The following is a 24,165-nucleotide window of genomic DNA, read 5'->3' as shown; positions in this document are numbered from 1 at the left end:
CAGGGATGGCCGACGGGGGTGAACTGGTCAAGGCCACCGAGCGATTGCTCGAGGGCAGGCACGGGAGGCTGGGGGCGGCCGCGTTGCGGGCGGCCCTGGTCGACCTCTACGAATTCTGGTTGGGCAAGGGTGCCGCGGCGGCCGGCGTCGACACCGCTGAACCCGGTGTCGCGCTGGCCGCGGTCGGCGGTCTCGGGCGCGGTGAACTGGTGCCCTTCTCCGACCTCGACCTGCTGTTGCTGCACAACGGCAACTCCCGTGTCGGCGAGATCGCCGACGCGATCTGGTATCCGTTGTGGGACGCCAAGATCGGCCTCGACCACTCGGTCCGCACACCGGGTGAGGCGCTGAAGGTGGCGTCCGAGGACCTGCGGACCGCGATGGGGCTGCTCGACATCCGCCACATCGCCGGGGACGCCGAGATCACCGCCAGGCTGGCGGCCGCGGCACGGGATCAATGGCGGCGGACGACCCGGAAACGGGTCGGCGAACTGTCGGACGCGGTAGGTCAGCGCTGGGCCCGCAGCGGCGAGATCGCGCAGTCCGCCGAGCCTGATCTCAAGCACGGCCGAGGCGGGCTTCGCGACTTCGCCGTCTTAGAAGCACTCGCGGCGGCACAACTGACCGCGAGGCCTGGCGAGGAACTGCTGGCGGCCAAGGCGCTGCTTCTCGACGTCCGGACGGAATTGCGCCGGGAACTGCGGCGGGAGCGCGACATCCTCAGCGCGCCGGAGGCCGAGACGGTCGCGGGCGAACTCGGGTTCGGCGACCGGTTCACCTTGGCGCGCAAGCTTTCCGGTGTCGGACGGACGATCGCGTACGCGGTCGACGTCGCACTTCGGTCCACTGTGGAACCACCCAAGGCGCGGTTCGGGCGGCGGCCGGTGCGAACGCCGCTCGACGAAGGTGTCGTCCTGCACGGGAACGAGGTCGCGCTGGCGCGGGACGCGGTGCCCGCCAAGGATCCGGCGCTGCTGCTGCGGGTCGCCACGGCGTCGGCCCGGATCCGGAAGCCCATTTCGCACGGGACCCTGCGGGCGCTCGCCGAGACTGCCCCGGAACTGCGCGCGCCGTGGCCCGCCGAGGCACTCAAAGCACTGGTGGAACTACTCGGCGCGGGCGACGGCCTTGTCGACGCCGTCGAGGCGCTCGACAGGACGGGCCTGTGGGCGCGATTGTTCCCCGAATGGGGAGCGGTGCGGGACCTCCCGCCGAGGTCGCCGGTGCATTCGTGGACCGTCGACAGGCATCTCGTGCGTACCGCTGTCGAGGCGTCGAAACTGACGACCACCGTCTCGCGGCCGGATCTGCTGCTGATCGGCGCGCTGCTGCACGACATCGGCAAAGGCCGCGACTCGGACCATTCCGAGCTCGGCGCGAAGATCAGCGCCCAGGTGGCGGCCAGGCTCGGGCTGCCGGAGACCGACGCGGCGCTGGTGGCGGCGATGGTGCGGCATCACCTGCTGCTGCCGCACACCGCGACGCGGCGGGACATCAGTGATCCGGCCACGATCCAGCGGGTGACGAAGACGCTCGACGAGAATCTGGTCCTGCTGGAGTCGCTGCACGCACTGACGACGGCCGATTCGCTGGCCACCGGACCGGGCGTGTGGACCGACTGGAAGGCCCGGCTGCTCGCCGAACTCGTGTCCGGCTGCGAAGAGGCGTTGCACGACAAGGGTTTCGTGCCGCCGGAGCCGATGGGCGCCGAGCAACGGGAACTCGTCGCCGAAGCCGTCACGTCCGGCCGTGGCGAGGTGCGGATTTCGGCCGTCGGCAAGGTCGTGACCGTGCTGCTCGCGGTCCCGGCGCGCGCCGAATTGCTGGCTCCCGCCGCCGGAGTGCTCGCGTTGAACTCACTGGAGGTCCACGCGGCGGTGCTGCGCGGGCACGACGGGGGACGGGCGGGCGTGTTCACGGCGTCGCCGAAGTTCGGCTCGCTGCCCGACGTCACGTTGCTGCGTGAGCAGTTCGCGCGGGCGGTGGCCGGGACGCTGCCGCTCACGCAGCGGCTCGCGGCGAAGGAACGGGACTACGGCGAGACTCCTACGGCGAACGCGAAGGTGATCTGGTTCGACGACGAGACCAGCGGGCACGACACGGTCGTGGTCGAACTGCGGGCCGCGAACCGGATCGGGCTGCTGTACCGGGTCGCGGGCGCGCTGCGGCGGTGCGAAGCCGAGGTGCGGTGGGCGAAGGTGGCCACCCTCGGTGGTGCGGTCGTCGACTCGTTCGCCGTCGCGCCGCGGACGGGAAAGGTCGACCAGGCGTGGCGGTCGAAGATCGAAGACGCGTTGCTGGCCGCGGCTTCCTGATCTTTTAAGGATTTCGAAGTGGTGCGGCTCGGCCACGGCGGACGCCGGGGATCGGGGTGTCGCGCGGGGTGGCGGAGGGTAGTGATGGCAGGATGTCCGCCGTCGAGACCCGAAAGATCCGGAGGGCGGTGAGCGCGTGCTGGGCCACGAGCAGAACCCGCCCGGACCGCAGCGGCTCACGCTGCCGCCGACCGTGGTCGCCTCCCACCTCCGCGCGTGCGCCGACGACCTCGCCGTCAGCCTGACCGCGTCCGGTACCGCCGCCACCGTGACCGAGTTGCTCAAGGTCGTCAGGCATCTCGTCGCAGGCCAGCAGGCGCTGGCCATCGCGCTCGAAGGCATGGCGGGCCGGGTCGAGGGGGGCGGCGATGGCGCGTTGGCCCCCGCCAGGGGGATCGACGTCGAGGTCGTCGCGGAAGTACTCCGGGCGGCCGCCACCGCTGTCGACTGTTCGGCCGAGGCACTCGCCGAATCACGTCCGTCATTCGAATGTGTGAGCGAATCAGTCGCCCCTGACACCCGTTTGTAGCTGTCCCGCCGCTTCGGCGCGTGGCTACGCTGGCCAGGCGGAGGTGGGCCATGCGGGCGGTGTGGAAAGGCACGATCGGATTCGGGACCTACGCCATCCCGGTGAAGGCGTACAGCGCGACCGAAGAGCACAACGTCCCCCTCCACCAGGTGCACGAGCCGGACGGCGGCCGGGTACGGGTGAAGTGGGTCTGCGAGGTCGACGGGGCCGAGGTGCCCGCCGCCGAGATGGCGAAGGGGTACCCCGTTCCCGGTGGTGACGTCGTCCTGCTGACCGGCGGGGATTTCGCGTCGCTGCTCGCGCCGACCACCCAGTCGATGGACGTCGTCGGCTTCACTCCGGCCGAGCAGGTCGACTCGACGCACTTCGCGCGCAGCTACTACCTCGAACCGGAGCCGGCGGGCACCAAGCCGTACGTGCTGTTGAGCGAGGCGCTGCAGCAGTCCGGGCGGATCGCGATCGTGAAGGTGACGCTGCGGCAGCGTGAGACGCTGGGTGCGCTGCGCGTGCGGGACCAGGTGATCGTGCTCGAGACGATGCTGTGGCCCGACGAGATCCGGCGGCCCGACTTCCCGTTCCTGCACGAGGACGTCGACCTGCGACGCGGGGAACTGCGGAACGCGGTTTCGCTGATCGAGGACCTCACACAGGACTTCGACCCCGGCCAGTACACCGACCGCTACCGAGAAGCGCTCGAAGCGCTCATCCAGGCCAAACTGGACGGCGACGACGTCCTCCAGCCGACCGCGGCGCAGCAGGCCGAGGGCGTGACGCGGCTGCTGGCGGCTTTGCAGCAGAGCGCCGTCGAGGCAGACAACGCTCCCGTCGAGAAGGCGAAGGCCGCCGCGAGTAAGGCGCGAGAGGCGCGGACGCGGGCGAAGAAGGCTTCGTCGTCGGCCAAGTCGCGCGCCAAAACCAGTTGAGTAGTTCTACCCAGGGGTAGTTGGGGGTCTTCACGCTGCCGTGACCCCACGGTGACCGGGCATTGTTATGCCATCGCGCGGCGAGAGCGCGGGCAGCGAATCGCCTGGTACTGGGGGTCCGGCGAGACGAAGTCCCGCGATACTCGCCAAGTGTGCTTACGGTCGGCTCGCGGGGAGGCGAGCCTTCCGTAGGGGCTCCGGTACCGGTCTGCGAGGGGCGGCCGGTCCCGGGGCCTGTTTCATCACTGTCGTGAGTGGCAGGTCGCGTTCTATCGGGAGTAAGGCAAAGGTGTAGCGGCGGGTAGCGAAGGACTCTTTACCTCTCGAATAACGCTATTCGCCGCTCACGACCACCCCGGCCGACGCGGTACTCGGCCTGGCACCGCCGCCGTCCGTCCGCAACCGCGTCAAACGCCGACCCCGGACACCGACTACCCTGGGAAGCCGCCGGTCCGTACCGGCACGCCACAACGACCCAGCTGGAGCGTGCACACCCGTGTTCGACACCCTCTCCGATCGGCTCACGTCCGCCCTGCAGACCCTGTCTCGCAAGGGCAGGCTCTCCGACGCCGACATCGACGCCACCGCGCGCGAGATCCGTATCGCGCTGCTCGAGGCGGATGTCGCGCTGTCGGTGGTCAAGGACTTCATCGCCCGGATCAAGGAACGTGCCAAGGGCGCCGAGGTGCACGGCGCGCTGAACCCGGCGCAGCAGGTCATCAAGATCGTCAACGAGGAACTCGTCACCATCCTCGGCGGCGAGACCAGGCGGCTCACGTTCGCGAAGAACCCGCCGACGGTCATCATGCTCGCGGGTCTGCAGGGTGCCGGTAAGACCACCCTCGCCGGAAAGCTCGCGCTGTGGCTGAAGAAGCAGGGCCACGCGCCGCTGCTGGTCGCCTGTGACCTCCAGCGCCCCAACGCGGTCACGCAGCTCCAGGTCGTCGGCGAGCGGGCGGGTGTCACCACGTTCGCGCCCGAGCCCGGCAACGGTGTCGGCGACCCGGTCGACGTCGCCCGCCGCGCCATCGACGAGGCCAAACGCGCCCAGCACGACGTCGTCCTGGTCGACACCGCCGGCCGTCTCGGCGTCGACGAAGAGCTGATGAAGCAGGCCGCGGACATCCGCGACGCCGTTTCGCCGGACGAGACGCTGTTCGTCGTCGACGCGATGATCGGTCAGGACGCGGTCACCACGGCCGAGGCGTTCCGCGACGGCGTCGGCTTCACCGGCGTCGTGCTCACCAAGCTCGACGGTGACGCCCGCGGTGGTGCCGCGCTGTCGGTCCGCCAGGTCACCGGCCAGCCGATCCTGTTCGCGTCGAATGGTGAGAAGCTCGAGGACTTCGACCTCTTCCACCCGGACCGGATGGCCAGCCGGATCCTCGGCATGGGCGACGTCCTCAGCCTCATCGAGCAGGCCGAGCAGCACTTCGACCAGGAGAAGGCCGAGCAGACCGCGGCCAAGCTCGGCAGCGGCCAGCTCACCCTGGAGGACTTCCTCGAGCAGATGCTGGCGGTCCGCAAGATGGGCCCGATCGGCAACCTGCTCGGCATGCTGCCCGGCGCCGGGCAGATGAAGGACCAGCTCGCGCAGGTCGACGACAAGCATCTCGACAAGCTGCAGGCGATCATCCGCGGTATGACCCCCGCCGAACGCGACGACCCGAAGATGATCAACGCTTCGCGCCGGGTGCGGATCGCGAAGGGGTCCGGTGTCGCCGTCCGCGACGTCAACGAACTGGTCAACCGGTTCTTCGAGGCGCGCAAGATGATGGCGCAGATGGCGGGCCGTTTCGGCTTCGGCGGTGGTGGCGGCGGCAGCAAGAACCGCAAGGGCAAGAAGGGGAAGAAGGGCAAGGGGCGCGGCCCGACGCAGCCCAAGGTCCGCGGCGGCTTCCCTGGAGGTTTCAGTCCCGGTGGCATGCCGATGCTGCCCCCGGGCGGGATGCCCGGCGGTCCCGGCGGCGGGATGCCGGACCTCTCCCAGCTCGGCGGCATGAACGACGTACCCGGGTTCGACCCGAAGAAGTTCAAGTTCCCGAAGGAAAAGTAGTCGTGGAGGCTCTGCACCTAACGGGGGTGGTCCTGCCGGACGGCGAGCACCGCGAGCTGTGGATCACCGGCGGCCGCATCACCACCGAGCCGGTCGCCGGGGCGGAAACCGTTGTCCGGGAAGGCTTTCTCGTGCCCGGGCTGGTCGACGCGCACTGCCATCCCGGCATCGGGGTCGGCGGCGCGACCACCCTCGAAGAGGCCACCGAGCAGGCGATCGTCGACCGCGAAGCCGGGACGCTGCTGATCCGCGACTGCGGGCTGCCGATCGACGTCCGGCCGCTGCAGAAACGCGCCGATCTGCCGCGGATCATCCGCGCGGGACGGCATCTCGCCCTGCGCAAGCGCTACATCCCCGGTCTCGGCATCGAACTCGAAGACCCTTCCGAACTGCCGCAGGCGGTCGCCGAGCAGGCCCGTGACGGCGACGGCTGGGTCAAGCTGGTCGGCGACTGGATCGACCGTGGCGTCGGTGATCTCGCGCCGCTGTGGCCCGACGACGTGCTCGCCGAGGCCGTCGCGGTCGCGCACGCCGAGGGCGCCAGGGTGACGGCGCACGTGTTCGGTCAGGCCGCGTTGCCCGGATTGATCGACGCCGGGATCGACTGCCTCGAACACGGCACCGAACTGTCCGCGGATCAACTGGGCGTCCTCGCCGAACGCGGGATCGCGCTCGTGCCGACCCTGATCAACATCGAGAACTTCCCCGGGATCGCCGACAAGGCGGGCAAGTACCCGGTCTACGCGGACCACATGCGGGCGCTGCACGCCGGCGTCGGGCTGATGGTCTCGACGGCGATCGAGGCCGGAGTCGCGGTGTACGCGGGGAGCGACGCGGGCGGAATGGTCGAGCACGGCAGGCTCGTCGACGAGGTCGAGGCGTTGCACAAGGCGGGGATGTCCGCCGAACAGGCGCTGGCTTCGGCCTCCTGGGCGGCTCGTGAGTGGCTTGGCGTGCCCGGGATCGTCGATGGCGCTTCCGCCGATCTGCTGGTCTACCCGTCCGATCCGCGTGAGGACCTCGCGGTGCTCCGGCATCCGAGTCACCTCGTCCTGCGTGGCAAGATCTACGCCTAGCTGAAGGGGACTTTCCCCGCATCTCAAGAGGTGAAGGGCGCTTTGCCCCCATCGCATGCGGGTAAAGCGTCCTTCAGCTCCCTGACCCGCCTCCACCCGTGACCGGAGCGGCACTTAGCGTGGAGGCGTGGTGGACGACGGGCAGGCTCGCGAGCGTCTGGTGCTCGGAGCGCACTGGGGCTTCGTAGCGTTCTTCGCGGGTATCGCCGGGTATCACCTCGTCTCGCTCGTCATGAGCTTCGTGATGTCGGGTCGCTTCGGCGGTTACGACCCGCTTGAACTCCGTGACGTCGGCCCGCTGCTGATCCTCGCCTTTCTGCCGACCCTCGTGCTCGGCCTCAGTCCCACTGTCGGCTCTCGCGTCTGGGGGCAGGGACTTCGCGCCGACTTCGGGCTGAAACCCACCTGGCGTGACGTCCGGATCGGGCTCGCCTGCGGAGCGGCCGCGCTCGCCGCCGGTTACCTGCTCAACCTGCTCCTGCTCGCCGTCTACGGGACCGACAGCGCGGACAGGTCCGTCGACGACTTCTCGCCCAGCCCGATCACCGAACTGTCGGGGACCGCCGAAGGGGACACCGTCTGGCTGGTGCTGGCCGCGGTCATCGTCGTCTTCGCCGCTCCGATCACCGAAGAACTGCTCTTCCGTGGCACGCTCTGGAACGCGATGGGCTTCCATCGCCTGCCCTCATGGGTGATCCTGCTGGTCACGGCGCTGATGTTCGCCCAGTTGCACGGCGAGGCGGCGCGCACGATCGCGCTGTTCGGCCAGGGGATCGCCATCGGCCTCGCCCGCCACCTGTCCGGCAGGGTGAGCGCGGCCGTCATCGCGCACGCGGCGAACAACCTCCCACCGGCTGTATTGCTCTTCGCGGGCGAGGTGATCGCCGGTCCTGGCGGATAGAGTCCTCGAGTAACCGAACGATCACCGGAGGGTCGGCGTGACCGTATCTCAGCCAAGGGAGCCGATCCCCGAGGCCGCGCCGCCGGACGAACTCGCTGTCGGAGGTGAGGTGGCCGCCCCCGACACGCCACCGCCGCATCGCTGGGGATTCGGGGCCTTCCTGTTGGTGGAGGCCGTCCTGCTGGCGTCGGCGGCGTTCATCAGCGTCCTGCTCGGCGACGTCCAGCCCGGTCAGCCCCTGCCGATGCGCGTGGTGCTGCTGGGCACGATGGTGCCGACGATGGTCGCCGCCGGGGTGGCGCTGCTGATCACCCGGCTCCGCGGCAACGGCCCCTTCGCCGACCTCCGGATCGGCTGGAGCTGGGCCGACGTCAAGCTCGGGCTCAAACTCGGGGTGCTCGGCCTCGGGTTCACCTCGCTCGCCGCCTACGTGTGGACACAGGTCGTCGGCGACGCGAACGCGACCTCGGCGATCAGCGCGCTCGTGGAGGACCGGCGGATGTCGGTGTCGGCGGCCGTCGTGATGTTCATCTACCTGTGGCTGGTCGGGCCGATCTGCGAGGAGATCATCTACCGCGGCCTCCTGTGGGGTGCCGTCGAGCGGCTCCAATGGCGCACCGAACGCTGGGGGAGGATCGCGGCGTTCCTGGTCTCCACGGCCATTTTCGCGGCGAGCCACCTCGAACCGCTGCGCACCACGTTGCTGCTGGTGATCGCGATCCCGATCGGGCTGGCAAGAGTGTTCACCGGACGGCTGCTCGGCAGCGTGGTCGCCCATCAGGTGAACAACTTCCTCCCGGCCGTGACGATCTTGCTCGCGTCGCTCGGGATAGCCGCGTTCTGACCGTCAGCCGGCGTCTGGCAGAATGTTCGCTTGCCTGCTTTGGCCGGACCCTCTCACCGCGCCCGAGCTCCGGACCTTCGGGTGTGCGTAGCCGTGTCCCCACTCGGCTTTCGTGCGCCTTCCACCTGCATCAGAGAGAACTGAGGAGTACCCACACCCGTGGCCGTCAAGATCAAGCTGCAGCGTCTCGGCAAGATCCGTGCGCCGTACTACCGCATCATCGTCGCCGACGCGCGTACCCGCCGTGATGGCAAGGCCATCGAGACGATCGGCAAGTACCACCCGAAGGAAGAGCCCAGCTTCATCGAGGTCGACACCGAGCGGGCTCAGCACTGGCTGTCCGTCGGTGCCCAGCCGACCGAGCCGGTCCAGCGCATCCTCGAGATCACCGGTGACTGGCAGAAGTTCAAGGGCCTGCCGGGCGCCGAGGGCACCCTGAAGGTCGCCGAGCCGAAGCCGTCGAAGCAGGACCTGTTCAACGCCGCGCTCGCCGCGGCCGGTGACGCCCCGTCGACCGAGGCCACCACGCCGAAGAAGAAGTCCGCCCCCAAGAAGGCCGAAGCCGACAAGGCCCAGGCCGCCGAGGGTGACAAGGCCGAGGCGTGAGCTTCCTCGCTGACTCCCTCGAGCACCTGGTGCGCGGGATCGTCGACAACCCGGACGAGGTCCGGGTCGAGCTGCTGACCACACGTCGTGGCCGCACGCTCGAGGTGCACGTGCACCCCGACGATCTCGGCAAGGTGATCGGCCGGGGCGGCCGCACGGCGACCGCCCTGCGCACCGTCATGGGCGGCATCGGTGGCCGCGGCGTCCGCGTGGACGTCGTCGACACCGATCGCTGACCACGGACAGAGACAGATCGAGATGGACGTCGTAGTAGGCCGGATCGCCAAAGCGCACGGAATCCGCGGGGAACTCGCGGTGGACGTGCGCACGGACTCGCCGGAACAGCGGTTCGCGGTCGGTTCGGCCGTCACGACGAAGCTGCGTGACGGCAGCAGCGGAAACCTCACCATCGCAGCCGCCCGCGAACACAGCGGGCGGCTGCTGGTGCGTTTCGAAGAGGTGTTGACCAGGGATGTCGCGGAGACCCTTCGCGGTGCGCTGCTGATCGCCGACACTTCGACGCTGCCGCCGACCGAAGACCCCGACGAGTTCTACGACCACGAACTCGAAGGCCTGCGGGCCGAACTCGTCGACGGCACGCTCGTCGGCAAGGTGCTCGAAATCGTGCATTCGGCGGCAGGGGAACTACTGTCGATCGAGCACGACGGACGTGAGGTGCTCGTCCCGTTCGTGAAGGCGATCGTCCCGGCGGTCGACGTCGCGGGCGGCCGCGTGGTCCTCGACCCGCCGGAAGGCCTGCTGGACGCCTGATGCGCCTCGACGTCGTCACGATCTTCCCCGAATACCTCGACCCGCTCCGTGCCGCGCTGCTCGGGCGCGCGATCGACCGCGGCCTCATCGAGGTCGGCGTGCACGACCTGCGGAACTGGACGCACGACGTCCACCGCGCGGTCGACGACGCGCCGTACGGCGGCGGTCCCGGCATGGTGATGAAACCGCAGATCTGGGGCCCCGCCCTGGACGAAGTCTGCGGCGAGAACACCCGCCTCGTGGTCCCGACCCCCGCCGGACGGCCGTTCACGCAGGCCATGGCCCACCAGTACGCCGCCGAGGAGCACCTGGTGTTCGCGTGCGGCCGTTACGAGGGCATCGACCAGCGGGTGATCGACGACGCCGCGCGGCGGATGGCCGTCGACGAGGTCTCGATCGGCGACTACGTGCTGGTCGGCGGCGAGGCCGCGGTACTGGTGATGGTCGAGGCCGTCGTCCGGCTGCTGCCTGGCGTGCTCGGGAACTCGCGCTCCGCCGAGGAGGACTCGTTCTCCGACGGCCTTCTCGAAGGCCCCAGCTACACGCGGCCGGAGGTGTGGCGGGAACTGCCCGTGCCGGACGTCCTGCGCTCCGGCAACCACGCGCTGATCGACCGCTGGCGCCGTGACCAAGCGCTGGCACGCACCGTGCGGCGCAGGCCGGAACTGATCGGCCAACTGCCGGAAGGTAGTCTCGACAAGCACGATCTCAAGGTCCTCGAGCGGTTGGACGAGGACACCGGCCAGGCCGGTTCGAACACCTGAGGCCCGGTCTGCAATACTTGACAGGTTGGCGTGAGTGGACGCGCGGCTCAACAGCCGGCGCCGTACACCGGAACGCCATCAGCCCCCGGGTAGGTCGCAGTTCCGACACTGCGCGCCCAAGCTGCACGTAAGCCATACGAAGACGAGGACGGACCACCGATGAACACCCTGGACGCGCTGGACGCGCAGTCACTGCGTTCCGACATCCCGGACTTCCGACCGGGCGACACGCTCAAGGTTCACGTCCGCGTCATCGAGGGCAACCGCGAGCGTAACCAGATCTTCCAGGGCGTCGTGCTGCGTCGCCAGGGCGGCGGCATCCGCGAGACCTTCACGGTCCGCAAGGTGTCGTTCGGCATCGGCGTGGAGCGTACCTTCCCGGTGCACTCGCCGAACATCGCCGAGGTCGAGGTTTACAAGCGCGGCGACGTCCGCCGGGCGAAGCTCTACTACCTCCGCGATCTTCGCGGCAAGGCCGCCAAGATCAAGGAACGCCGCGAAAACCGCGAGAAGACCTCCGCTTCCTGAGTGGCCGGACGGTTACAGGTAGCCTGGCGTCGTGGTCGAACCCGTGTCCCAGAACACGTCCGAAGATGAGCCCGATCGCCCCGAAGAGGAGCGCCCCACCAGGGCCTCCCGGCGGGGCCGATCCGGCTCCAAGAAATTCGGCAAGGTCAACAAGAAGCGGTCGTTCTGGAAGGAACTGCCGATCCTGATCGTCGTCGCACTCGTGCTGACGATCTTGATCCAGCAGTTCCTCGCCAAGGTCTACATGATCCCCTCGGGATCGATGGAGACCACCTTGCACGGCTGTAGTGGGTGCACGGGCGACCGGATCCTGGTCGACCGGATCACGTACGACTTCACCGATCCCGGCCCGGGCGACGTGGTGGTCTTCAAGGGACCGCCCGCGTGGGCGGGCGAGATCGAGACGCCGGAGTCCAGCAACATCTTCGTCAGCGGCTTCCGCGCGCTGGGGTCCCTGATCGGGTTCGCGCCGCCGGACGAGCGTGACTTCGTCAAGCGGATCATCGCGGTCGGCGGCCAGACGGTGCAGTGCTGCGACGACAACCGCGTCGTCGTGGACGGCAAAGCGCTCGACGAGCCGTACATCCACTGGGAAGAGGGCACTGGAGCCACCCAGAAGACGTTCGACCCGATCAAGGTTCCCGCCGGATACGTCTATGTCATGGGCGACAACCGCAACAACTCCAGCGACTCCCGGTTCCAGGGCGGCGGCGGAGTGAACGGTGCCGTCCCGGTCGACAACATCATCGGCAAGGCGCGCGTCATCGTGCTCCCGCCCGGCCGCTGGGGTGGCGTTTCGGACCACAACCCGCAGGCGAACGCGCAGCCCTTGGCGCTGGGCGCGCCGGCCTGGCAGCAGGGGCTTCCCCTGGGTGTCGGCGTCGCGGCAGCGTGGCCGATGGTCTTCTTCGGCAGGCGGATGTCGTCCGGAGTGCGCAAGGCGGTCGACCGGAGGCGGTAAGGCCTTGAGATTTCCTGTACCGCTCACACCGGCCGAACCGCTTCGGCCGCCGCGGGCAGTGGTGCGTGGCGACCTCTTCTGGGGGTTGCAGAGCGCGCTGGACCGGCGGGGCCTCGGGCCCGTCGCCGGAGTCGACGAGGCGGGGCGCGGCGCTTGCGCCGGCCCGCTCGTCGTTGCCGCGTGCGTCCTGCGTTCCGCCGACGCTGCCCGGCTGCCCGAGCTCACCGATTCCAAAGTGCTCACGGCCAAAGCCCGTGATCGCGTCTACGACCGGGTAGTCCAGCGCGCGCTGGACTATTCGGTCATCGTCATTCCGTCGGCCGAGGTCGACCTGTTCGGCATCCACGTCATGAACCTCGAAGGTATGCGGCGTGCCGTCTCGGCGCTGCGAAGCACGCCGGGCTACGTCCTGACCGACGGATTCCGTGTCTCCGGGCTGCCCGCCCCGAGTGTGCCAGTGATCAAGGGAGACAAGGCCGTCGCGTGCGTGGCGGCGGCATCCGTGCTGGCCAAGGTCACGCGGGACCGGATCATGGGCGACCTGCACGACGTCCACCCGCACTACGGCTTCGACGTGCACAAGGGGTACAGCACGACCGAGCACAGCGCGGCGCTGAACACGCACGGCCCGAGCCCGGTGCATCGCTGGTCGTACGCGAATGTGGCCACCGTGGCCGCCGCGCATCGGGCGCGGCCGCCTCACCCGGTGGTGCTGACCGTCGCGGCGCTGGAAAACCCAAGCGTGCCGATACGTGCCCTCGGCCCGTACGTGGGTAACAATGAACGCTCCGCCGCTGGAGTATCAGCAGAATCGCGAGGAGGGGCGCGGATTTCATGAGCGCAGAGGATCTCGAGAAGTACGAGACCGAGATGGAGCTCTCGCTTTACCGCGAGTACCGCGACATAGTCGGCCAGTTCTCGTACGTGGTGGAGACCGAGCGGCGGTTCTATCTGGCCAACGCCGTCGACGTGCAGGTGCGCGACGGTGGCGGTGAGGTGTACTTCGAGGTCCGCATGTCCGACGCGTGGGTCTGGGACATGTACCGGCCAGCCAGGTTCGTCAAGCACGTCCGGGTTATCACGTTCAAGGATGTCAACGTCGAGGAACTCGACAAGCCGGATCTCCGGCTGCCCGAGGACGGTCCGTTCTCCGGCTGATCTTCTCCGAGTACATGGAGGCCCCTTCCTTGCGCCTAGGTACAGGAAGGGGGCCTTCCTGTACTTGTGGGGCGCCTAGCACAGGGCGCCGACAATTCCCGGTCGGCGGGCCTGAACGCGCCCGAACCATCCACAACACCCCAGTTGTCCACAGGCCGGTGGATTGAGCCTGGTCGGCACCTGATCACCCTGGCAACGTCGATCGCACACGCACTGTGACGATCGCTGAGGGGGATCGAGATGATGAGCACGGCCGAACAGCCGTCCGCCGGAGCGCCGCACATCGAGCTGGGGCGATGGGGAGAAGAGCTCGCGGTCCGGCACCTGGAGAAGACGGGATACGTCGTCCTGAGCCGTAACTGGCGTTGCCGCGACGGCGAACTGGACGTCGTCGCGACCGACCGGAAACGCCTCGTCTTCTGCGAGGTGAAGACGAGGGCGGGGCTGGGCTTCGGCACTCCGGCCGAGGCGGTGACCCCGGACAAGGCGGACCGTATCCGTCGTCTCGCGTACCAGTGGCAGCGCGCGTTCATGCTCCGCTGGTGCCCGGTCCGCTACGACATCATCGCGATCCTCGCCCGGCCCGGAACCCCGCCTCAGGTCCGGCACATCAAGGCGGCGTTCTGAATGGCGCTGGCGAAGGCCTGGTCCGTCGCACTGCTCGGCGTCGACGGCAAGATGATCGAGATCGAGGCCGATATCGGCGGCGGCTCGCCGAAGGTGACGATGGTCGGCCTGCCCGACGCCGGGTTGAAGGAGGCCAAGGACAGGGTCCGCTCCGCCGTCCGCAATTCGCGGCAGACGTGGCCGGACGAAAGGGTGATCCTCGGCCTTTCTCCGGCGAATCTGCCGAAGGTCGGGTCCGGCTATGACCTGGGCATCGCGGCGGCGGTCCTGGCCGCGACGGGCTCCGTTCCGGCCACGAAGCTGCTCGACACCGTGCTGCTCGGAGAACTCGCCCTCGACGGCAGGGTACGGCCGGTCCGCGGGGTCCTGCCGGGCTTGCTGGCGGCGCGCAAGGCCGGGTACCGGCGGGCGGTCGTCCCCGCCGAGTCGTTGTTCGAAGCCGCTCTCGTGGACGGACTCGAGGTCGGCGGGGTAGCCCGGCTGAGCGATTTCGTGGACTGGCTCAAGGGCGAAGGTGAACTCACCCGGCCCCAGCCTGCCGTCGTCCAGGAGCCACCACAGGTCCCCGATCTCGCCGACGTCGTGGGACAACCGGAAGCGCGGTGGGCACTGGAAGTGGCCGCCGCGGGTGGGCACCACCTGCTCATGACCGGTCCTCCCGGGGTGGGGAAGACGATGCTCGCGAAACGTCTTCCCGGACTCCTCCCGAGGCTGACGGCCGAGGAGTCGTTGCAGGTCACCGCGGTCCACTCGATCGATGGTTCGCTCTCCCCGTCCGCGCCGCTGGTCACCGTGCCGCCGTTCATCGCGCCGCATCATTCGATCAGCGTGCCCGCCCTGATCGGCGGCGGCAGCGGCCTTGCCGTGCCCGGCGCCATCAGCCGCGCGCATCGGGGAATCCTGTTCCTCGACGAGGTCTGCGAGTTCGGCCCGGAGCGGCTCGAGTCGCTGCGCACGGTGCTCGAAGAGGGTGAGGTGCGGATCGCGAGAGTCAAGGGCGCCGTGCGGTACCCGGCGCGTTTCCAGCTGGTACTGGCGACCAATCCTTGTCCCTGCGCCCCGACGAAAGACGCCGACTGCATGTGTTCGGCGGCCGCGCGAAGGCGGTACTTGGGCCGATTGTCCGGCCCGTTACTCGATCGGGTGGATTTGCGGGTCCGCTTACGTCCGCTTTCCGTGCTCAGCGCGCACTTGAGCGAGCCACCAGAAGCGTCGGCGGCCGTCCGGGAACGCGTACTGGAGGCCCGTGAACGGGCCGGAGAACGCTGGGCGGAGCAGGGCTGGCCGACGAACGCGGAGGTGCCCGGCCCGGCACTGCGCCGCGAGTTCGCGCTGCCGGCACAGGTCACGGCGTTGCTGGACCGTGCGCTGGAGCGGGGTGCGATCACCGCGCGCGGCGCGGACCGATGTCTTCGCATCGCTTGGACGCTCTCCGATCTGAAGGGCGCCGAGAGACCGGAAGCGGACGAGGTCGCGGCGGCGCTGAACTTCCGGGAGAGGTCATCCGGATGAGTGAACTCGAGGCTGAACGGATCGCGCGGTCGTACCTGCTGCGCGTGGCCGAGCCGCCGGCCCCCGCCTTGGCCGATTTCGTCGGCGAACACGGCCCGGTGGTCGCCGCGGAACGGGTTCGGCGTGCCGACTGCCCGCCGAAGGTGCGTGACGAGACGGCCGCGCGGCGAGCCCACGACTACGCCGAGCGGGATCTGGAACGGGCGGCCGCCGCCGAGACCAGGCTTGTCATCCCGGAGGACGACGAATGGCCTGCTTGGCCGCTGCTTTCGCTGGCGATCGCCCAGCGCAGGGGTGTCTCCGGAATGGCGCCTCCGCTGGCACTGTGGGTACGCGGCCCGGCCAGGCTCGACGAGGCGGTGGACCAGGCGATCGCGATCGTCGGCGCCCGGGCGGCGACCGGCTACGGCGAGCACAACGCGGCCGAGGTGGGCTATCACCTGGCGAGCCGGGGGATCCCGGTGTTCTCGGGGGCGGCGTATGGCATCGACGGCGCGGCTCACCGGGGTGCGCTGAGCGCGGCGGGTACGACGGTCGCCCTGCTCGGCTGCGGGATCGACGCCGGGTATCCGGCGCAGCACACGACCCTGTTGCGCACCATCGCGAAAACCGGTGCGGTGGCCAGCGAGTACCCGCCGGGCACTTCGCCCGCGAGGCATCGCTTCCTCGTCCGCAACAGGCTCATCGCGGCGCTCACGGATGGGACCGTCGTGGTCGAGGCGGGCAGGCGCAGTGGTGCGCGGAACACCGCCGGAACGGCCGGAGCGCTCGGCAAGGTAGTGATGGCGATGCCGGGACCGGTGTCGTCGGGGATGTCCGCCGGCTGTCACGCGCTGATCCGCGAAGGCGACGCCACGCTGGTGACCTCGGTCGACGAGATCCTCGAGACCGCCGGACGGCTCGGGCAGCCGGCCGCGGATCCGTCGAAACCACGCCGTCGCACCGATCGGCTCGGCCCCGAGGCGCTGCGAGTGCACGACGCGCTTTCGGAACGGTCGGCGAAACCGGAGGAACGGATCGCGGCCGAGTCCGGCATCCCGGCCGAGCGCGTCCGCTCGCTCCTTCCCGAACTGGAAATCGACGGTTTCGCGGAAAGGGGTGACACAGGGTGGCGAAGACGGACGGCCAAGACCTGACTGGCCCAAGCCTGAGACGCCATCCCGGCACGATCCGACCACGGACACCACACCAGGGTGCGGCGATACTTGACCATCCGCCGTACATCGCGCAGCGTGATCGGCATGCCGTCGACCGAAGGTCCCCACGGCACGGGAAAACGCGCCCGCAGGCCCGATCTGCGCGCCGCCCGTGCCGCGCTGCCGGAGCCCGTCCGGAAGCTGATCGACGACTACGAGCGGCACCTTTCCCTGGAGCGCGGGCTGTCCACGCACACGGTGCGTGCCTATCTCGGCGATGTCGTGTCGCTGGCCGGGTTCGTGTACGGGAACGGTGGCCGCTTCGAGGACCTCGACATCGGGACGCTGCGCGGCTGGCTCGCCCGTCAACGCGAGGATGGGGCCAGCCGGACGACGCTGGCCAGGCGGGCGGCGGCGGCCCGCACCTTCACCGCGTGGGCACACCGGGGTGGCGCGCTCGCGTCCGATCCAGGTGGGCGGCTGGTGGCGCCGCGCGCGCACCGCAAGCTCCCCGGGGTCCTCCGGGCGGAGCAGGCGAGCGAGGTCATGCGCTTCTCAGCCGCCGGTGCCGAACAGCATGACCCGGTCGCTTTGCGGGACAGTGCCATCGTGGAACTGCTCTACGCGACCGGAGTGCGGGTCTCCGAACTGTGCGGCCTGGACGTGGGCGACGTCGACTTCTCCCGCCGGGTCGTGCTCGTGCTGGGCAAGGGCGGCAAGGAACGCGTCGTGCCGTTCGGCGTCCCCGCCGAAGCGGCTTTGCGGATGTGGCTCGACGAGGGCAGGGGAAAGCTCGTCGTCGAACCGAAGGGACCGGCGGAAGCCGCGCTCTTCCTGGGAGCGCGAGGCGGCAGGCTCGACCCGCGGGCGGCCCGCCGGGTAGTTCATGACGCTGTCGGCTCGGTGCCGGGCGCGAACGACATGGGGCCACACGGACTGAGGCATTCGGCGGCCACCCATCTGCTCGAAGGCGGTGCCGATCTTCGGAGCGTTCAGGAACTGCTTGGTCACGCTACGCTGGCCACAACGCAGCTCTACACTCATGTGACCGTCGATCGGCTGAAGGCGATCCACGACCGCGCACACCCCCGGGCCCGATGATGCCGGGGAGGACTCGGCAGGTGACCCGGCGGCCCGAACCGGCGGCGCACGCGCATCCGCACGAGCACGGAGATCACCCTGAGTCGCATGCTGAGAACGGCGGTCCGATGACCGTCGACCCACATGTCACCGAAACCGCCGGGAAACACCGTCCCGGCGGGAACGGTCCTGCCATCGCGTCCGAAGCGCGGACGGGCTACGAGGTGGACGCCGGGATCCAGGCGTTGTGGCGGGAGTTCACCGAATCGCCGGACCAGATCGTGCGCGACAGGCTCGTGCTGCACTACGCCCCGCTCGTCAAATACGTCGCGGGCCGGGTCGGCACCGGCCTGCCGACCCACGTCGACGTCGGCGATCTGATCCAGTCCGGGATCTTCGGCCTGGTCGACGCGATCGAGAAGTTCGAACCCGCCAGGGGCCTGCGGTTCGAGACCTACGCGATGCAGCGCATCCGCGGCGCGATCCTCGACGATCTCCGCTCCCAGGACTGGGTGCCCCGGGCGGTGCGCAGCAAAGCCCGCGAGGCCGAACGCGCGCTGGAACGCCTCGGTGCCCGGCTGAACCGCACGCCGACCGACGCCGAACTGGCGGCCGAACTCGAAATCAGTGTCGACGACCTGCGCGAGTTCTACGGTCAGCTGCAGCTGACCAGCGTCATCGCGCTGGAAGACCTGGTCGCCGCCGGCAAGGACAGCGGCTCGCTGGTCGACACCCTGCCCGACGACGGCGCCGTCGACCCGGTGGCCGTCCTGGTCGACCAGGACAACCGCCGCCAGCTGGCACAGGCGATCGCGCAGCTCACCGAACGCGACCGGATCGTGGTCGGCCTCTACTACTTCGAAAGCCTGACGCTCGCCGAGATCGGCAAGGTCCTCGGTGTCACCGAGTCGCGGGTCAGCCAGCTGCACACCCGCGCGGTCATGCGGCTGCGCGCGAAACTGGTCGAGACGGCCTAGTGTCGTGCGCCAGAGACTCGCGCCGTGCTGCCCGGACTCTCTTGCGTCACCGAGTGGCACCGTACTCACGTGCTCAGAGCCGTATCTCGCGTGCTCAGAAGCCGCATACGTGATTGCGGTCTTCAAGCACGCTTGTGCGGTGTCCAGTCCCGTGAGTTCGGTGTCCGATCACCGTGCTCAACCCACGTACTCACACCTGGTCTCCTTCCCAGGGTTTGAGGCGGATCTCGGATGGTTCGCCGATCAACGAGAGCGGATCGACGTACTCCTCTCCCCGCCGGACACCGAAATGCAGGCACGCCGTCCCGGGGCAGCCCGGATGGCCGGCGGCGACCGGGCCGAGCACCTGGCCCCGGTAGACCTGATCACCCGCGGTGATGGTCGGAGCGAGAGGTTGGTAAGTGGTGCGCAGGCCTCCTTCGTGCTCGATCGAAACCACTCCCCGGCCAGCCACCTGGCCGGCGAACATCACCACTCCTTCCGCGGCCGCGAGAACGTTCGTACCCGGTGTGGCGACGAGGTCGACCCCCCGGTGGCCGGGGCCGTACGGCGTCGACGGCGGCTCGAAGTACCTGGTGACGCTGGGTGTCGGTAAGAGCGGCCAAGAGAGGCGTCCTTGGGGCGAAGGCGCGCCTCTGGCCGTTCCCGGGGCGGCGGTGGAGGTCAGGATCGCGAGCACGGCCGCGAGGATCGCGACGCGCGGCAGGCGCCTCGGCCGCCCGGGACGGCGGTGCCTGCCGCCGGTGCGGTCGATCGCGAAGGAATGCCTGGTGACAGGGCGGGAAGAGGTTGTCGTCGTCATGTGTTCCAGCCTGGGGGACCGGGCGTGGCGAGCGGGACGCGCCGGTGGAATCTGTGGATAACCGAGGCGGTTGTGGACAACCGCTCTCATCGGAGGCTGCCGGTGCGGTAGACGGTGACGACAGGGAGTAGACTCTTTTGCGCGGTCCGCGGCAGCGGACTGACTTCGCGTGCACGTGCGCGCTCCCGATGGCCGATCTCCTCACGGAGGGTCAGGACAGGCGGGGGTACACGGCCCGGCGGTCCCTGGAGTCACTTCACTCCCGGGTCCGGGCCCGAGCATCTGCACCAGGGCGAACGGCCACCCGGCCGAGCGCGACGAACCGAGCAAGCGCGGTCCCGGCGGAGCCGGGCGCGCACGACACAGAAGAGGTTGATTCCGGCAATGGCCGTCGTCACCATGAAGCAGCTGCTCGACAGCGGCGTGCACTTCGGGCACCAGACTCGTCGGTGGAACCCGAAGATGAAGCGCTACATCTTCACCGAGCGCAATGGCATCTACATCATCGACCTGCAGCAGACGCTGACCTACATCGACCGTGCGTTCGAGTTCATCAAGGAAACCGTCGCGCACGGCGGCACCATCATGTTCGTCGGCACGAAGAAGCAGGCGCAGGAAGCGATCGCCTCCGAGGCCGCGCGCGTGGGCATGCCCTACGTGAACCAGCGCTGGCTCGGCGGCATGCTGACCAACTTCCAGACGGTGCACAAGCGTCTTCTCCGCCTGAAGGAGCTCGAGTCGCAGGAGCAGACCGGCGGTTTCGCCGGTCTGAACAAGCGCGAGATCCTCACACTCACCCGTGAGAAGGACAAGCTCGAGAAGACCCTCGGCGGTATCCGCGACATGGCCAAGGTGCCGAGCATCGTGTGGATCGTCGACACGAAGAAGGAGCACATCGCCGTCGGCGAGGCTCGCAAGCTGAACATCCCGGTCGTCGCGATCCTCGACACCAACTGCGACCCGGACGAGGTCGACTACCCGATCCCGGGTAACGACGACGCGATCCGTTCGGCCGCGCTGCTGACCAAGGTCGTGGCCGAGGCCGCCGCCGCCGGTCTGATGGCCCGCTCCAGCCGCAACGGTGGTTCCGCCGACACCAAGCCCGAGCCGGGTGTCGTCGCCACGGACGAGCCGCTGGCCGAGTGGGAGAAGGAGCTGCTCGCCGGCTCCGAGACCGCCGCCGCGGACGCCAAGGAAGCCGTCGCCGCGACCGAGGCGGCCACCGAGGCGGTCACCGAGCCCGCCGCGGAGCAGGCTGCCGAGCAGCCCGCTGCGGACCAGGCTGCCGAGCAGCCCGTCGCCGAGCAGGCCACCGCCTCCTCCTGATCCCCGCTCGTGGGGCCGCCTTCGGGCGGCCCCACGAGTACCTTCCCAAAGACTTCTCGTACCTGAAAAAGGACGGACAACGCACGATGGCGAATTACACCGCCGCAGATGTGAAGCGCCTCCGCGAGCTGACCGGCGCCGGCATGATGAACTGTAAAAAAGCGCTGGAGGAGACCGACGGCGACTTCGACAAGGCCGTCGAGTTCCTGCGCATCAAGGGCGCCAAGGACGTCGGCAAGCGCGCCGAGCGCGCCACCGCCGAGGGCCTCGTCGCCGGCCAAGACGGCGTGCTGATCGAGCTCGACTCCGAGACCGACTTCGTCGCGAAGAACGACGACTTCCAGGCCCTGGCCGCGAAGATCGTCGAGGTCGCCAAGGCCGAGAAGACGAACGACGTCGAGAAGCTGAAGGCCGCCTCGCTCGACGGCAAGACCGTCGACGAGACCGTTCAGGAGATGGCCGCCCGCATCGGCGAGAAGCTCGAGCTTCGCCGCGTCGCCGCCTACGAGGGCACCACCGCCACCTACCTGCACCGTCGCGGTGCGGACCTTCCGCCCGCCGTCGGCGTGCTCATCGAGTACACCGGTGAGGGCGAAGCCGCCGCCGAGGCCGCTCGTGGCGCCGCCATGCAGGTCGCCGCGCTGAAGGCCAAGTTCCTCACGCGTGAAGAGGTCCCGGCCGACGTCGTCGAGAACGAGCGCAGCATCGCGGAGAAGACCGCTCGCGAAGAGGGCAAGCCGGAGCAGGCCATGCCCAAGATCATCGAGGGCAAGGTCAACGCCTACTACAAGGACAACGTCCTGCTCGAGCAGCCGTCGGTCAAGGACAACAAGAAGACCGTCAAGGCCCTGCTCGACGAGGCCGGCGTGACCGTGAGCCGGTTCGCCCGGTTCGAGGTCGGCCAGGCCTGATCCAGGCGCGGAACACAAGAGTCACCACTGTGCCCCGTCTCCGTCCATCGGGGACGGGGCACAGTCGGGTCCAGAGCATGAGGGAGAGCGACATGGGTGTCCGGGTCGAAGGCGGATACCGGCGGGTGCTGCTGAAGCTGGGCGGCGAGATGTTCGGCGGCGGTTCCATCGGGGTTGATCCGGATGTGGTGCACTCGGTCGCTCAGCAGATCGCCGACGTCGCGCGCACGGGCGTGCAGATCGCCGTCGTGATCGGCGGCGGCAACTACTTCCGCGGCGCGGAACTGTCGCAGCGCGGCATGGACCGCGACCGCGCGGACTACATGGCGATGCTCGGCACCGTCATGAACTGCCTGGCGCTGCAGGACTTCCTGGAGAAAGAGGGCCTGCCGACACGCGTGCAGACCGCCATCACCATGGGACAGGTCGCCGAGCCGTACATCCCGCGCCGCGCCGAGCGTCACCTCGAAAAGGGTCGCGTCGTCATCTTCGGCGCCGGGGTCGGCATGCCGTACTTCTCGACCGACACCGCAGCCGCGCAGCGTGCGCTCGAGCTCGGCTGCGAAGCCGTCTTGATGGCGAAGGCCGTCGACGGCGTCTACACCGCGGACCCGAAGAGCGACCCGACCGCCGAGATGTTCCACGAGATCAGCCACCGCGAGGTGCTGGAACGGGACCTCAAGGTCGCCGACGCCACCGCGTTCAGCCTGTGCATGGACAACAACATGCCGATCATCGTGTTCAATCTCCTCACCGAGGGGAACATCGCTCGTGCGGTCAGTGGTGAGAGGATCGGCACCCTGGTCGACACCCCCGCCGACGGGGTGCCCGCGTAGCACTGCTCTGCTCTTCGCAACCGGTACGAATACACAACAACGGGAGTTGCCGTGATCGACGAGACCCTCCTCGACGCCGAGGAGAAGATGGAAAAAGCGGTGTCCGTCGCCAAGGAGGACCTGTCGTCGGTGCGCACCGGCCGGGCCCACCCCGGGATGTTTTCGCGCGTTGTCGTCGACTACTACGGCGCGCCGACCCCGCTGAACCAGCTGGCGGGCGTCAGCATCCCCGAGGCCCGGATGGCGTTGATCAAGCCTTACGACCAGACCGCGCTCAACGCCATCGAGAAGGCGATCCGCGAGTCGGACCTCGGCGTCAACCCGAGCAACGACGGCAACGTGATCCGCATCGTCATCCCGCAGCTCACCGAAGAGCGCCGCAAGGAGATGGTGAAGGTCGCCAAGGCCAAGGGTGAGGATGCCCGCGTCTCGATCCGCAGCGTCCGCCGCAAGGCCAAGGAAGAGCTGGACCGCATCAAGAAGGACGGCGAGGCAGGCGAGGACGAGGTCGTCCACGCCGAGAAGGAACTTCAGAACCTCACCGACTCCTACACGCACAAGGTCGACGAGCTGGTGAAACACAAGGAAGCCGAGTTGCTTGAGGTCTGATGAGCCAGGTGAGCGAGGAACGCGAGGACCGGGTGGAAAACCCGGAACCGGTTCCGGCCACAGCGCCGGATTCTCAAGCCGTGCCGGAACCGGTACAGAAGGTTTCCCGCGCCGGCCGCAACCTGCCCGCCGCGATCGGGGTCGGGCTGCTGCTGGGCGCGGCGATCATCACGTCCCTGCTCACCGTGCGCTTCCTGTTCATCGGCATCATCGCGATCGCCATCGCGGTCGGCACGATCGAGCTGGCCGGGGCACTGAAGCGGGCGGCGGGCATCCGGATCGCGCTGGTGCCGGTGCTCGTCGGCGGCCAGGCGATGATCTGGCTGGCGTGGCCGTTCGGCCGCGAAGGCGCGTTGACGGCGTTCGTGCTGACGGTGCTCGTCTGCCTGCTCTGGCGCTTGCCCGGCGGTGCGGACGGCTATCTGCGCGACATCAGCGCGTCCGTCTTCGCCGCCGCGTACATCCCGCTTTTCGGTGCCTTCGCCGCCATGCTCGTCCCGCCGGCTGACGGTGTCGGCCGCGTACTGGCGTTCATGATCGGCGTCGTCGCCTCGGACACCGGTGGCTACATCGCCGGCGTGCTGGGTGGCAAGCACCCGATGGCACCCAGTATCAGCCCGAAGAAGACGTGGGAAGGCTTCGCCGGTTCGCTCGTGGCCGGTGTGGTCGCCGGAGCACTGACGCTGAGCCTGCTGCTCGACGGCCATGCCTGGCAGGGTGTGCTGTTCGGCGCGGCGATCGTCTGCACCGCGACGCTCGGCGACCTCGTCGAATCGCTGATCAAGCGGGACCTCGGGGTCAAGGACATGGGGAACATGCTGCCCGGACACGGCGGGCTGATGGACCGGCTCGACTCGTTGCTCCCTTCGGCCGTCGTCTCCTGGCTGTTGCTTTCGGCGTTCGTGCCCGGCTAGGTG

General features: G+C 68.9%; 26 protein-coding genes. 25 read left to right on the top strand and 1 reads right to left on the bottom strand.

What is annotated here, in order from left to right; genetic code table 11:
- Positions 1-5: 5 nt before the first annotated feature.
- From ACM6LR_RS31610 to ACM6LR_RS31515, 20 genes are all read left to right on the top strand, one after another.
- Positions 6-2,315, top strand: a complete 2,310-nt coding sequence (locus tag ACM6LR_RS31610) for a [protein-PII] uridylyltransferase (RefSeq protein ID WP_414945092.1) — start codon at positions 6-8, stop codon at positions 2,313-2,315.
- Positions 2,316-2,451: 136 nt separating this feature from the next.
- Positions 2,452-2,844, top strand: a complete 393-nt coding sequence (locus ACM6LR_RS31605) for a hypothetical protein (protein WP_414940851.1) — start codon at positions 2,452-2,454, stop codon at positions 2,842-2,844.
- Positions 2,845-2,894: 50 nt separating this feature from the next.
- Positions 2,895-3,767, top strand: a complete 873-nt coding sequence (locus ACM6LR_RS31600; protein ID WP_414945091.1) for a Ku protein — start codon at positions 2,895-2,897, stop codon at positions 3,765-3,767.
- A 496-nt stretch (positions 3,768-4,263) separates the two neighbouring features.
- On the top strand, positions 4,264-5,823 hold the full coding sequence (gene ffh, locus ACM6LR_RS31595) for a signal recognition particle protein (protein ID WP_414945090.1): 1,560 nt from the start codon (positions 4,264-4,266) through the stop codon (positions 5,821-5,823).
- Positions 5,824-5,825: 2 nt separating this feature from the next.
- Complete coding sequence (locus ACM6LR_RS31590; protein ID WP_414945089.1) at positions 5,826-6,899, top strand: amidohydrolase family protein; 1,074 nt, start codon at positions 5,826-5,828, stop codon at positions 6,897-6,899.
- A 130-nt stretch (positions 6,900-7,029) separates the two neighbouring features.
- Entirely contained in the window at positions 7,030-7,800 is a 771-nt protein-coding gene (locus ACM6LR_RS31585) for a lysostaphin resistance A-like protein (RefSeq protein ID WP_414945136.1), read from the top strand.
- Positions 7,801-7,837: 37 nt separating this feature from the next.
- Positions 7,838-8,644, top strand: coding sequence for a lysostaphin resistance A-like protein (locus ACM6LR_RS31580; protein WP_414940847.1), 807 nt, complete (start codon positions 7,838-7,840; stop codon positions 8,642-8,644).
- Between the two features lie 159 nt (positions 8,645-8,803).
- On the top strand, positions 8,804-9,250 hold the full coding sequence (rpsP, locus tag ACM6LR_RS31575; RefSeq protein WP_414940846.1) for a 30S ribosomal protein S16: 447 nt from the start codon (positions 8,804-8,806) through the stop codon (positions 9,248-9,250).
- Positions 9,247-9,486, top strand: coding sequence for an RNA-binding protein (locus ACM6LR_RS31570; RefSeq protein WP_003103110.1), 240 nt, complete (start codon positions 9,247-9,249; stop codon positions 9,484-9,486). Before rpsP ends, ACM6LR_RS31570 begins: the two co-directional genes overlap by 4 nt.
- Before the next feature lie 22 nt (positions 9,487-9,508).
- Positions 9,509-10,021, top strand: coding sequence for a ribosome maturation factor RimM (rimM, locus tag ACM6LR_RS31565; protein WP_414940845.1), 513 nt, complete (start codon positions 9,509-9,511; stop codon positions 10,019-10,021).
- Positions 10,021-10,785, top strand: coding sequence for a tRNA (guanosine(37)-N1)-methyltransferase TrmD (gene trmD / locus ACM6LR_RS31560; RefSeq protein WP_414940844.1), 765 nt, complete (start codon positions 10,021-10,023; stop codon positions 10,783-10,785). The genes rimM and trmD overlap by 1 nt, the downstream gene beginning before the upstream one ends.
- A 159-nt stretch (positions 10,786-10,944) precedes the next feature.
- Entirely contained in the window at positions 10,945-11,313 is a 369-nt protein-coding gene (gene rplS / locus ACM6LR_RS31555; RefSeq protein WP_409490277.1) for a 50S ribosomal protein L19, read from the top strand.
- A gap of 31 nt (positions 11,314-11,344) precedes the next feature.
- On the top strand, positions 11,345-12,274 hold the full coding sequence (lepB, locus tag ACM6LR_RS31550) for a signal peptidase I (protein WP_414940843.1): 930 nt from the start codon (positions 11,345-11,347) through the stop codon (positions 12,272-12,274).
- A gap of 58 nt (positions 12,275-12,332) precedes the next feature.
- Positions 12,333-13,112, top strand: coding sequence for a ribonuclease HII (locus tag ACM6LR_RS31545; RefSeq protein WP_414940969.1), 780 nt, complete (start codon positions 12,333-12,335; stop codon positions 13,110-13,112).
- Positions 13,109-13,432 (top strand): DUF2469 domain-containing protein, encoded by a 324-nt coding sequence (locus ACM6LR_RS31540; protein WP_003096226.1) that lies wholly within the window; start codon positions 13,109-13,111, stop codon positions 13,430-13,432. Before ACM6LR_RS31545 ends, ACM6LR_RS31540 begins: the two co-directional genes overlap by 4 nt.
- 240 nt (positions 13,433-13,672) lie before the next feature.
- Complete coding sequence (locus ACM6LR_RS31535; RefSeq protein WP_414940842.1) at positions 13,673-14,059, top strand: YraN family protein; 387 nt, start codon at positions 13,673-13,675, stop codon at positions 14,057-14,059.
- Complete coding sequence (locus ACM6LR_RS31530; RefSeq protein WP_414945088.1) at positions 14,060-15,571, top strand: YifB family Mg chelatase-like AAA ATPase; 1,512 nt, start codon at positions 14,060-14,062, stop codon at positions 15,569-15,571. It abuts the gene before it with no gap.
- Positions 15,568-16,707, top strand: coding sequence for a DNA-processing protein DprA (gene dprA / locus ACM6LR_RS31525; RefSeq protein WP_414940840.1), 1,140 nt, complete (start codon positions 15,568-15,570; stop codon positions 16,705-16,707). Before ACM6LR_RS31530 ends, dprA begins: the two co-directional genes overlap by 4 nt.
- 105 nt (positions 16,708-16,812) lie before the next feature.
- On the top strand, positions 16,813-17,808 hold the full coding sequence (locus ACM6LR_RS31520; protein WP_414945087.1) for a tyrosine recombinase XerC: 996 nt from the start codon (positions 16,813-16,815) through the stop codon (positions 17,806-17,808).
- A 20-nt stretch (positions 17,809-17,828) separates the two neighbouring features.
- Positions 17,829-18,764, top strand: a complete 936-nt coding sequence (locus ACM6LR_RS31515; RefSeq protein WP_414945086.1) for a FliA/WhiG family RNA polymerase sigma factor — start codon at positions 17,829-17,831, stop codon at positions 18,762-18,764.
- A 190-nt stretch (positions 18,765-18,954) separates the two neighbouring features.
- Here the strand turns inward: ACM6LR_RS31515 and ACM6LR_RS31510 are convergent, their stop codons facing one another.
- Complete coding sequence (locus tag ACM6LR_RS31510) at positions 18,955-19,566, bottom strand: murein hydrolase activator EnvC family protein (RefSeq protein ID WP_414940837.1); 612 nt, start codon at positions 19,564-19,566, stop codon at positions 18,955-18,957.
- Between the two features lie 384 nt (positions 19,567-19,950).
- Between ACM6LR_RS31510 and rpsB the strand changes: the two genes are divergently transcribed.
- From rpsB to ACM6LR_RS31485, 5 genes are all read left to right on the top strand, one after another.
- Complete coding sequence (gene rpsB, locus ACM6LR_RS31505) at positions 19,951-20,892, top strand: 30S ribosomal protein S2 (RefSeq protein WP_414940836.1); 942 nt, start codon at positions 19,951-19,953, stop codon at positions 20,890-20,892.
- 86 nt (positions 20,893-20,978) lie between these two features.
- Complete coding sequence (tsf, locus tag ACM6LR_RS31500; protein WP_414940835.1) at positions 20,979-21,803, top strand: translation elongation factor Ts; 825 nt, start codon at positions 20,979-20,981, stop codon at positions 21,801-21,803.
- Positions 21,804-21,895: 92 nt separating this feature from the next.
- Positions 21,896-22,639 carry a UMP kinase gene (gene pyrH, locus ACM6LR_RS31495; RefSeq protein ID WP_005154669.1) on the top strand — a complete coding sequence of 248 codons (744 nt, stop codon included), beginning with the start codon at positions 21,896-21,898 and terminating at the stop codon, positions 22,637-22,639.
- 51 nt (positions 22,640-22,690) lie between these two features.
- A complete protein-coding gene (frr, locus tag ACM6LR_RS31490; RefSeq protein WP_414940834.1) occupies positions 22,691-23,248 on the top strand; it encodes a ribosome recycling factor in 558 nt (185 codons plus the stop codon).
- Positions 23,248-24,162, top strand: coding sequence for a phosphatidate cytidylyltransferase (locus ACM6LR_RS31485; protein ID WP_414940833.1), 915 nt, complete (start codon positions 23,248-23,250; stop codon positions 24,160-24,162). Before frr ends, ACM6LR_RS31485 begins: the two co-directional genes overlap by 1 nt.
- Positions 24,163-24,165: the final 3 nt, after the last annotated feature.

The organism is Amycolatopsis sp. cmx-11-32, from assembly GCF_047608695.1.
In the GTDB taxonomy this organism is placed as follows: Bacteria; Actinomycetota; Actinomycetes; order Mycobacteriales; family Pseudonocardiaceae; genus Amycolatopsis.
The sequence above is the reverse complement of the archived record's forward strand: the minus strand, read 5'-3'. Positions and strand labels throughout refer to the sequence as shown.